The 8858-nt window shown below is 72.7% G+C and carries 9 protein-coding genes; 3 read left to right on the forward strand and 6 right to left on the reverse strand.

Annotated features, from left to right (window positions below; all coding sequences use genetic code 11):
* Window positions 1-56: 56 nt before the first annotated feature.
* Window positions 57-695 (reverse strand): helix-turn-helix domain-containing protein, encoded by a 639-nt coding sequence (locus AB0F11_RS33570; protein WP_362182113.1) that lies wholly within the window; start codon window positions 693-695, stop codon window positions 57-59.
* Window positions 696-778: 83 nt separating this feature from the next.
* Here AB0F11_RS33570 and AB0F11_RS33575 point away from each other — a divergent pair, with 83 nt between their 5' ends.
* Window positions 779-1177, forward strand: a complete 399-nt coding sequence (locus tag AB0F11_RS33575; protein WP_362182116.1) for a DUF4345 domain-containing protein — start codon at window positions 779-781, stop codon at window positions 1175-1177.
* 21 nt (window positions 1178-1198) lie between these two features.
* Here AB0F11_RS33575 and AB0F11_RS33580 read toward each other — a convergent pair whose 3' ends face one another.
* Window positions 1199-1711: a TetR family transcriptional regulator gene (locus AB0F11_RS33580; RefSeq protein WP_362182119.1), complete on the reverse strand. Its 513-nt coding sequence runs from the start codon at window positions 1709-1711 to the stop codon at window positions 1199-1201.
* Window positions 1712-1759: 48 nt separating this feature from the next.
* Here AB0F11_RS33580 and AB0F11_RS33585 point away from each other — a divergent pair, with 48 nt between their 5' ends.
* The gene (locus tag AB0F11_RS33585) at window positions 1760-2569 is read left to right on the forward strand and encodes an SDR family oxidoreductase (RefSeq protein ID WP_362182122.1); all 810 of its coding nucleotides are present in this window, start codon (window positions 1760-1762) and stop codon (window positions 2567-2569) included.
* Window positions 2570-2641: 72 nt separating this feature from the next.
* Here AB0F11_RS33585 and AB0F11_RS33590 read toward each other — a convergent pair whose 3' ends face one another.
* From AB0F11_RS33590 to AB0F11_RS33605, 4 genes are all read right to left on the reverse strand, one after another.
* Window positions 2642-3073 (reverse strand): DUF5958 family protein, encoded by a 432-nt coding sequence (locus AB0F11_RS33590; protein WP_362182125.1) that lies wholly within the window; start codon window positions 3071-3073, stop codon window positions 2642-2644.
* 88 nt (window positions 3074-3161) lie between these two features.
* Window positions 3162-5096, reverse strand: coding sequence for an SMI1/KNR4 family protein (locus tag AB0F11_RS33595; RefSeq protein ID WP_362182127.1), 1935 nt, complete (start codon window positions 5094-5096; stop codon window positions 3162-3164).
* 58 nt (window positions 5097-5154) lie between these two features.
* Window positions 5155-6447 (reverse strand): NAD(P)/FAD-dependent oxidoreductase, encoded by a 1293-nt coding sequence (locus tag AB0F11_RS33600; protein WP_362182130.1) that lies wholly within the window; start codon window positions 6445-6447, stop codon window positions 5155-5157.
* Between the two features lie 125 nt (window positions 6448-6572).
* On the reverse strand, window positions 6573-7169 hold the full coding sequence (locus tag AB0F11_RS33605; RefSeq protein WP_362182132.1) for a TetR/AcrR family transcriptional regulator: 597 nt from the start codon (window positions 7167-7169) through the stop codon (window positions 6573-6575).
* A 144-nt stretch (window positions 7170-7313) separates the two neighbouring features.
* Between AB0F11_RS33605 and AB0F11_RS33610 the strand changes: the two genes are divergently transcribed.
* A complete protein-coding gene (locus tag AB0F11_RS33610; RefSeq protein WP_362182135.1) occupies window positions 7314-8735 on the forward strand; it encodes an amidase in 1422 nt (473 codons plus the stop codon).
* The last annotated feature ends 123 nt before the right edge of the window (window positions 8736-8858 follow it).

Here is an 8858-nt window from a genome sequence, read left to right on the forward strand (position 1 = left end):
CGCCCCCGCCCCCCCCCCGCCCCCCGCGCCGGCCCCCCCGCCCCCCCCCCACCGCTCTACCCGGCGTGCTTCGACGGGGTCCGGGGCCAGTCGGGGGCAGGGTCCTCGGCGAGGAGCGGGCGGACGGCGCCAAGGAGGGCGCCGATACAGACGTCGCGCAGTTCGCTGCGGGAGCACCGCGGCGGTGTCGTCTGCGCGAGCCAGTCCACGCACAGGACCTGGACGAAGACCAGCCAGCTCTTCAGTACGCCCGACACGGTCTGCCGGGTGGCGGTGTCGGCGAGCGGCAGGACACCGAGGAGGCGCTCGCGCAGCGCGTCGAGCTCGTCGGTGATGATCGTCTGGATCAGGGGATCGCCGGCGAGGACGCGGTTGGCGGCCAGGACCGTGTTGCGGTTCTCGTCGAAGTACGCGATGTGGGCGTCCAGCCCCTCGGTGAGCTGTTCCACCAGGGTGTCCGCGGGGTCGAGCCGGGTCCTGGCGAGCAGTTGATCGGCGACCTGCCGGTAGAGGGCGGCGAAGAGGTCCCGCTTGTTCGGGAAGTGCTGGTAGAGCAGGGCGCGGGAGACACCGGCGCGCTCGGCGACGTCCTCCATCAGCACGTCGTCGTAGCGGTGTGCGGCGAAGAGCCGGGCCGCGACGTCGAGGAGTTGGGCGCGGCGTTCGGCGGGGCTGAGCCGCTTGCGGGGAGGCACGGATCCAGCTTACTTGACATGTGTCCAGTAGTGGCGGCTAGCTTGGTTGACACACGTCTAGTAGGCGGAGGGGATGACCAGCCATGGCCAAGGCCAGGATTCTGCGGGGGCTCGTCCGGGCGATGGGGTACGCGTGCGTCGCGATCGGACTCATGCACGTGCTGCTCGGCAACCTGTCGATACCGGGCGCCGGTTCGGCCGGCCCGACGATCGACAGCCTCGGGCGGTTCTTCGGGGCCGTCTTCGCCGGGTACGGGCTGGCCTGGCTCTGGGCGGCCCGGCGCTCACCCATCCCTGCATCGGCCGTGCGCGGGCTGACCGCGGTGTTCCTGCTGGGCGCCCTCGGACGGCTGCTCTCGCTCGCGGTAGCCGGATGGCCGCACTGGTTCCAGGTGGCGCTGGCGGTCCTCGAACTGGTGCTGTCGCCGGTGTTCTTCTGGCTGGCGGACGCGGAGGAGAAGGCGCTCGCGGGGGTGAAGTAAGCGCGGGTGGCGTGCGGGCGCTCAGGAGGAAGGCCGCGGGCCGACGCCGTGGAGGAGGGTGTCGATGATGCGGGTCGGGAGCGCGTCGGGGTCGGGATCGGGATCCGGAGCCGGCTCGCGGCGGCTGTCGGCGGCGCCTTCCCCGCCGTGCAGGGCTTCGCCGATGAGGGCGTAGAAGACGCGCCGTACCCACTCCAGGTCCGCGTCCGGCGCGATCACGCCCTCGGCCTGGATCCGGCCGAGCAGTTCGGTGCAGCGGTGCGCGATCTCCTCGTGCGTCCGCGCGGCCTGCTCGCTGTGCGCCACGGCAGGCCCGAGGGCGAACCCCCAAGCACCCTTGACGCGCAGGACGTTGGCAGTGGCGCGGTGCAGCGCGACCAGCGGATGGGCGGTCTCGGGGTGGCCGTCCTCGATGGCTTCGGCGAGTTTCAGCGCGGCCTCGGCGGCCAGGGCCTCGACCAGGGCCTGCCGATTGGCGAACCGCCGGTGGACGGTGGTGCGGGTGACTCCGGCGGCCTCCGCGACCTGTTCCATCGACGCCCGGCGCTGCCACGGGGAGCACGACAGCAAAGGAGCACCACTGTGCGCACCACTGCTCTGATCACCGGCGCGTCCTCCGGCCTGGGTGCGGAATGCGCCGCCCAACTCGCCGCGCGCGGCCACGACCTCGTCCTGGTAGCCCGCTCGGCCGACCGCCTGGCCGCCCTCGCAGACCGGCTCGGTCAGGCCCACGGGGTGAACGCCCACGTCCTGGTCCAGGACCTGGCCGAGCCGGACGCCGCCCGCCGCATCGGCGCCGAGCTGGCCGAGCGCGGCCTGAGCGTGGACGTGCTGGTCAACAACGCAGGCTTCGGCACGTGCGGCCGGTTCGAGGAGATCGACGGTCAGCGCGACCACGACCAGCTGATGGTCAACGTCGTCTCGCTCGTCGACCTCACCCACGAACTGCTGCCCGGCATGCTTGCCCGCGGCCGGGGCTCGGTGGTCAACGTGGCCTCCACCGCCGCCTTCCAGCCGACGCCGTACTTCGCCGTGTACGGAGCCTCCAAGACCTTCGTGCTCGACTTCAGCCTTGCGCTCCGCCAGGAGTACCGGCGGCGCGGCATCCGCGTGCTCGCGCTCTGCCCGGGACCGGTGGAGACCGGGTTCTTCGACGTCATCGGTACCCGGGAGGCCGCCGTGACCGGGTCGTTCACCACCCCGGAGCCGGTGGTCCGCTCCGCGCTGCGGGCCCTCGACGCCGACCGCGCGTACGTCACCCCGGGCCTGAGCCACGCGCTGACCGCCCACCTGGCACCCCGCCGGCCCCGCACGATGGTCGCGGCCATCGCCGAGCGTCTCTCGCGCGGCGTCCGGGACGTACCCAAGACCGTGCAGCGCACGGCGGCCTGACCCGGACCGGCGGGCGGCGGTTTCCGAGGGCCCCGGCGGCCGCACCGCCCGAAGGCGGGGGGAGCAGCCCCGCTACAACGCCTCTGCCTCCCCAATGAGGTTGTGCCATGAGTGTCCGCAGGTTCCCTTGCAATAGGTCTGCCTGCGGCGGGTGTCGGCAACGGCGAACACGGAGACGAGCACGCGGAACGCCGTGACATGTTCGTCGGCGGGGAGGCGCGCGAAGCCGTAGCGGGGCGGGTCCATGCAGATCATCACCGAGGGGTTCGCCGTCCGCTTGACCCCGGACTGCGCCACCCCCGCGCGGCCGTCCGCAGCGGTGATGTGCGCTTGCATCGCATAGCCGGTCACCTCCTGCAGCACCCCCTGCCGGCGCGCCGGGGAGAGGCCGGAAAACCAGGCCGTCCCGTCGTCCAGTGTGCGCAGTTCCTGGGCTATCTCGTTGACGATCCGCTCGGTTTCGCGCCGGAGCGCACCGTCGTACGCACTGCTCTCTTCGGTCATCCCTTGATCATTCCACGCTGCCCGGCTGGTGGTGTCGGAACGGGTGGTGGAGAGGCACGTCGCACGGCGAGCCGTTCGGCACGACCGGTCAGGCCGGCGGGTTTCCCATGGATATCTGGATCACGCTGTACGTCTCATCCTTCCCCGGCGGCCGGGTCCAGGAACGGGAGGTGAAGGTGTGCAGTCGTCCGTGGGTGATCGCATGGCGCGGCAGATGGGCCCCGAACTCCGCACTCACCGCTTCCAGCAGGGAACGCTCCACCTCGGTGCCGTCCTCCACGTGCCCGAAGAAGCGGTCCGGGTCCAGAGCCGCTGGAATCTCCCCGCTGCGCCGGACCTCTCCGTCCGCGTACGTGAACGCGTACTGCTCGGCACCGCCTCGCGCCACAGAAAGGTGGAAGAAGGGCTCCCCGTGCCGTGTCCTCAGACCGCTCCACACCGCCACCGCGTGGGTGTCCGCGGCGGCAGCCGCGGCGGGGGAGACGAACCGTTGAGCGTTGAACGGGGCAGGATCGCCGTCGAAGGCGAAGCTCCAACGGGCGCCGGCCCGGCCGATCGCCATGAGGGCCTTGTCGTCGTAGGACGAGAACTCCCTCTTCCCCTGCAGCGACCTCTGGCGCGCCTCCAGGAAGGTCATGGGTTCGTTCAGCACGGTTCCGCTTCCGTCCCCGTCCCCGTCCTTGTCCTCGTCCGCGAGACGATCGGGCAGATCTTCCGGCTCCACCCCTTCCGCCAGGACGAACCGGTAGGACGTCCGGCTGTTGCCCCGGTCCGGGCCCGCGAGCCACGCCAGATCGCGCCCGTCGAGGTCGGCCGTCGGCCCCGGTGTCCCGCCCGACTGCCCGCCCCTCGGCGTGGACAGCAGCTCGCGGCCCCGCTCCGGGGTCAGCAGCGGCCCGAGCAGGGGGTCGGCCACCCAGCCCAGCGGCGCCAGGTGGTCCGGCCCCAGCGGCTCCCACAGGGGCAGGGCCTCCCTCAGCATCCGCCATGCCCCGTCGGTGTCTCCCCACCGCGCCAGCTCCCGCGCCCGTTCGACCGCCTCCCCGAACGGTCCGGCCGCCGTGTACCGGTACGTGCCCTTGCGGACCTGCTCCAACGTCGCGTACGCCAGTGACACCAGTTCCTCACCGGCGCCCTGCAGATCGAACTTCAGCGTGGAGTCGTCCCGGTACGAGTGCACCGCGAGCTCGGCGACCAGCGGTGGCAGCAGCTCGGCCGCGTACTGCGGGTCGGTCACCAGGTGCTCGTAGTTCACCATGGAGGTCTGTCCGAGCAAGCGCCGTATCTGGTCGCCCAGCCCGCGGGCCCGCGGCCTGCCGTACTCCTTGGCCTCGTCCAGCGCCTTCACGGCCGCTTCCCAGTTGCCGCGCAGCGCCTCCAGCCGGGCCGCCTCCACCCGGGCGTCCAGCTCCCGCGTCGTGTCGTTGGCGAACACCGGCTCCCCGTCGGCCCGGCGCGCCTGCAGCGCATGGAACTCCCGGTGCATGCTCCGCATGAACTCGTGGAAGCTCGCGTGCCGCTCGGGTCCTTCGCCCCGCCAACTGGCCCACGTGTACACGGCCCACTCGCCGTCCTCACCCACGTCCTCGGGATCCATGAGGACGTGGGTGATGTCGGACTCGACGTCGAGCTGCAGCCCGCGCCGCCAGATGTCCACCTCGACCCGCTCCTCGGGCCCGGCATCCTCGTCCAGGTACTCCTCGAACATGTCCGCAAGCCCGGACGCGTTGTCGTGCCAGCGCGCATCCTCGGCCCCCGCCAGCAGCCACACGAACCCGCCCGCATGCCGCCACCCGTCGCTGACCTTGAGGAACTCCCGGTACGACGGAGGCATCCGCCGGCCCAGGCGCTCCTCCATGGCCGCGATCCGCTCCTGCGACGCGGGCGGGAACCCCAGCCACCGTGCCTGCCGGGCGGCCTCGTCGTCCTCACTCCGGTTCTCACCGCCGGCCAGGCAATCAGCCCACTCCCCACTCCACTTCAGCAGGAAGGGCAGCCAGTCGAATGTCGCGATCTCCGTCATACGCCCGATGCTGCCACCCACCACTGACAGCGCCCGGCCGGCGGGCCTGCTCACCCCGTCATGACCCGGTGTGGGACACGTGCTCCCCCGACCCGGGCGGCCCCGCCACCCTCCGGTGCTTGACGTTGACGGTCGAAGCCCTGGCCACCGCCGCCGGGTTCAGGAAGCGCAGCGGTCCGATCAGTCGGGACGCGAACAGGTACATGTGCCGCGCCAGCGACTCGTCGCGCGCCGCCGCCGAGAACATCAGCCGCTCCATCGGATTGAACGGGCGGCCCTTGGCGAAGTCGGCGGCCAGATACTGGTGACCACCCAGCCGGCGCCGGTGGGTGCGTGCGTACACCGCGAGCGACCGGTCGAGGTCGCCCCGACCGGTCGCGGCGGCGGCGACCGCCTCTGCCAGCCATTGCGCGGACTGCAGGGCCCATCCGCAACCCACTCCCCACAGGGGGTCGCCGGTCAGGGCGGCGTCGCCGATGAGCGCGACACCCGGCGCGGTCGGCCTGCGGCTGTGGAGCGGGTAGTTGACCGCGCCGATGATCTTCGTGATGCGCTCGGCGGAGTCGATGGGCGGTGCCTCGGGCAGGGCGCGGACGAAGGCGAGGAAGCTGCCCTCCAGGTCATCCCGGAAGGCCGGCAGCCGCTTCTTTTCCGGAAGCACCGCGATGACCGTCACCCCGTCGTCATTGGGAAACGCGTACGCCATGTCGGGATCGAGGAACCAGGTGTGACCGATCCCGTCCCGCAGCGGAAGGTTGCGGAAGTGCGCGAGATAGCCGAACCGCCCGTTCTCGTACGTCCGAGCAGGCACCCCGGCGAACTTCGCCACGGCCGAGTCCTTGCCGTCGGCGCCGACCACCAGCCGGGCCCGGATCTCCCGCTCGCCCTCCGGTGTCGACGCACGCACCCCCACCGTCCGCCCCGCGTCCCGGACCAGCCCGGTCACCTGGTGGCCGAGGAGCATATCGACGCCGGGGGTCGCGCCCGCCCGGGACCTGATGAGCGGATCGAGGGTGCTGCGTCGGATGTTGTACGCGTACGGCAGCTCCGGTCCGCCCGGCGCGGCCCTCGGCTCGATCCATCCCCAGCGGGTGTACCAGCGGGCGTCGTTGCGGACGGCTCCCGCCTCCTCGAGAGCGGGGACGAGGCCGAGTTCGTCCAGCACCGGGTAGGCGCTGGCCTGGAGGGAGTGGGTGCACAGCACCTTGTAAGCGGCGGGGTCCGAGCGGCGTTCCAGCAGCGCGACGCGGACACCGCGTCGGGCGAGCAGGATCGCCGCGGCGCTGCCGGCGAGGGCGGCTCCGCTGATGACGACGTCGTAGTCGTATCCCGCGCTCTCGGGCTGGGTCATGCGCTGATCGCTCCCATCGGGGTGGGGTGCCGTTCGGGGGAGTGGTGCCGTTGGTGCCCTGCCAACACTGTCAGGCGCATGACCAATTGTGGAGAGCCCGCGGTTCGGCTGTCCTCCCTCCGGCTCTAGTCCTCCCAGAGGCGGGCCAGGTGTGCGTGGAGGACCCCCTGGGCCTCCGGCGCAGTGAGGTGCCCGATGAGGACGTGCGTGGTGAGGCCGTCGGCGAGGGCGAGGAGGGCACGGGCCTCCTGCTGCGGGTCGAGGGCCGTGGCGCGTCCGCAGTCCTCGGCGGCTTCCGCTAGGAGCCGGGCGAACACATCCTGCAGGCTTGCGTAGTTCGCCCGGAGGGTCTCGGCGAGCGGTGCGCTCACCACCGCCTGCGCGACGAAGGCGAGCCAGACCCGGGCCTCGGCGCGGTGCTCCTCGCGCAGCAGGGCCACCTCGGTTGCCGCGTGCCCCAGGGCGGACGCGGCCGACTGGGCCGGGCTGCGCACGAGCCGGGCGCGCACCCGTTCGCCGACCCGCTCCCCGACGTACCCGAGGGTGAAGGCGAGCATCTCCTCCTTGGTGCGGAAGCAGCGCTGGACGGCGCCCATCGACACCTCGGCCCGGCCGGCGACGTCGCGCAGGGTCACCCCCTCCAGCCCGCTCTCGTCGGCGAGCCGGCACACGGCCTCGGCAATGAGCCGGCGCCGGCCCTCGTGGTCCACCTGCCTGGGCATGTGCCCCGCCTCCCTGCGCTTCCTGCGCTCCCTGACTTCCACCGCGGACGCTCGATCGCACAGCTTATTCGATGCACCCGCATCGGTATCGTTGTACGGTTCCGATGCAAGCGCATCGAAAACGAGGACCGGAGAGTGCGATCCATGAGGGAAGCCCTGTGGCAGAAGCCCGCCACCGCCCAGGCGGAGGCCGTACGCAACGGCGAGGTGTCCGCCGTCGAACTGGTCGAGAGCCATCTGGAACGCATCGCCGAGGCCAACCCGAAGGTGAACGCCATCACCCAGCTCATGGCGGAGCAGGCCCGCGAGCACGCGGCGCTGACGGACCGCCGGCGCGCCGCCGGAGAGGAGCTCGGCCCCCTCGCGGGCGTGCCCTTCACCGTGAAGGAGACCACCCCCGTCGCCGGCGTGCCGACCACCTTCGGCGTGCCGCGCTTCCGCGACCTGGTCGCGCAGGCCGACGCACCCCCCGTGGCCCGGCTGCGCGCCGCCGGGGCCATCCCGATCGGCCACGCCAACATGCCCACCCTGGTCCTGGCCGGGATGCACACCCGCAGCGAGCTCTTCGGCGACACCCTCAACCCGTGGGACCCCCGCCGGACCCCGGGCGGCACCAGCGGCGGTGACGCGGTGGCCGTCGCCACGGGCATGGCCGCTCTCGGCCTCGGGAACGACTCCGGCGGCTCCATCCGCGTCCCCGCCCAGTTCTGCGGGACGGCCGGGCTGAAGCCGACCGCCGGCCGCTTCCCCGCCGACCACCGCGTTCTCGGCCCCGACGACCCCGGCCCCGCCTCCCAGATCCTCGTCACCGACGGCCCGTTCGCCCGGACCGTGGCGGACCTCCGCCTGGCCTACGAGGCCCTGGCCGGCTCCGACCCCCGCGACCCGCGGGCCGTACCCGTACCCGCCTACGGACCCCCGCTCCCCGGCCCGGTGAAGGTCGCCGTCGTGGCCGACCCCGGCGGCCGCGGAATCCACCCCACGGTCCGCGCCGCCGTCTTTGCCGCGGCCGACGCGCTGCGCGACGCCGGGTACGAGGTGTGCGAAGTGCCGGACGTGCCACGGCTGGACGAAACCCTCGAGGCGTACGACCGCATCACCCTGACCGAGTTCGCCCCGACCTGGCCCATGGTCCGCACGCTCCTGGGCGAGGGCGGGGACCGCTACATCCAGCTGGCGATGGAACGGACGCGGCCCGCCACCGCGGACGAATTCGTGAAGCTGATGGGCGCCTGGCTGAACATCCGGCGCTCCTGGGCCGGCTTCCTCGACACGTACCCCCTGGTGCTCGGGCCCTCGTTCACCGAGCCGCCCGTCGAGCCGGGGCTGGAGTCACGCGACCGGGCGGGCCGGGACCGGGTCGCCTCCGGCATGCGCCTGTGCTCGGCGACCAGCTTCGTGGGCGTACCCGCCGTGGCCGTTCCGACCGGGCTGCGCGACGGGTTGCCCAGCGGAGTGCAGATCATCGGGCGGGCCTTCCGCGAGGACCTGTGCCTGGCCGCCGCCCAGGCGGTCGAGGACCGCCTCGGCGTGCTCACGCCGGTCGACCCCCGCACCGCCGGTTAGGGGGTGCCGCAGCGGGTCGACGCCCCGCCCGAGGAGGGCGGCCGGGACGGGGCGTGGGGGGGGGGGGGGGGCCCCCCGGCCCCCCCCCGGGCGGCCCGTTGCCGGTCCGGTGTGCGGGCCCCA

Source organism: Streptomyces sp. NPDC032472 (assembly GCF_040636955.1).
Lineage (GTDB): Bacteria > Actinomycetota > Actinomycetes > Streptomycetales > Streptomycetaceae > Streptomyces.

Excerpts from the sequence above, each read along its gene's own strand:
- AB0F11_RS33600 (WP_362182130.1), bottom strand. The coding sequence starts at position 6,447 with ATGACCCAGCCCGAGAGCGCGGGATACGACTACGACGTCGTCATCAGC.
- AB0F11_RS33605 (WP_362182132.1), bottom strand. The coding sequence starts at position 7,169 with ATGCCCAGGCAGGTGGACCACGAGGGCCGGCGCCGGCTCATTGCCGAG.
- AB0F11_RS33575 (WP_362182116.1), top strand. The coding sequence starts at position 779 with ATGGCCAAGGCCAGGATTCTGCGGGGGCTCGTCCGGGCGATGGGGTAC.
- AB0F11_RS33590 (WP_362182125.1), bottom strand. The coding sequence starts at position 3,073 with ATGACCGAAGAGAGCAGTGCGTACGACGGTGCGCTCCGGCGCGAAACC.
- AB0F11_RS33610 (WP_362182135.1), top strand. The coding sequence starts at position 7,314 with ATGAGGGAAGCCCTGTGGCAGAAGCCCGCCACCGCCCAGGCGGAGGCC.
- AB0F11_RS33580 (WP_362182119.1), bottom strand. The coding sequence starts at position 1,711 with ATGGAACAGGTCGCGGAGGCCGCCGGAGTCACCCGCACCACCGTCCAC.
- AB0F11_RS33595 (WP_362182127.1), bottom strand. The coding sequence starts at position 5,096 with ATGACGGAGATCGCGACATTCGACTGGCTGCCCTTCCTGCTGAAGTGG.